The organism is Brenneria izbisi (assembly GCF_025840185.1).
GTDB lineage: Bacteria > Pseudomonadota > Gammaproteobacteria > Enterobacterales > Enterobacteriaceae > Brenneria > Brenneria izbisi.
Genome location: NZ_JAMPJU010000048.1, coordinates 1 through 572, shown reverse-complemented (window position 1 = coordinate 572; position 572 = coordinate 1). Strand labels below are relative to the sequence as shown.

General features: G+C 43.7%; 1 protein-coding gene. It reads left to right on the top strand.

What is annotated here, in order from left to right:
* The coding region (locus tag NC856_RS17685) for a hypothetical protein (protein ID WP_404802343.1) at nucleotides 1-209 on the top strand (209 nt) is incomplete at its 5' end.
* Nucleotides 210-572 lie beyond the last annotated feature (363 nt).

The window sequence follows — 572 nt, the reverse complement described above, 5'->3', positions numbered from 1 at the left end:
AAAATGCATTCGAAAGAGATAAAGATTATTTCACTGTCACTGGAAGTGGGGGACAAATCGCCTCGTTTGAAGATTATTTTTGCACCATAAATGGCTGGAACAAATGGGGGAACACTCGAACAGGAAGCTTCAATTTATATGTTGAAGACGGATATTGGAAATACTGGAATAACGGTAACTGGCTGAAAATAGACTGCTTCAAGTGGTAACAGAATACCGGCGACAGCAGTTACTGATGCACATGATCAAGATCTGCCAATCGCCTGAGAAGTGGCCGACTCTGTAGGCCACTTCTGAAAGACTTCATTTGTTAGCGCATAGTGCAATAGCCTTAAAACAGACTCGACGCTCACTACCTGTACCATTAACTTTCCAACGATTATTAGCAGGATCCGGATACGATGCATCAGGTGAGTTATATGAGTTTGCTGCGACAGCATCGTATGGCCAACTTGATAAGGTATACCCACCGCTGACCAGGAATGTGTTGCTGGGACACGTTGCAAACGATGACTCATGCCCACATGCCTCATTACCGATGATTGTAGATGTCTCAAAATTTTGTCCACTGA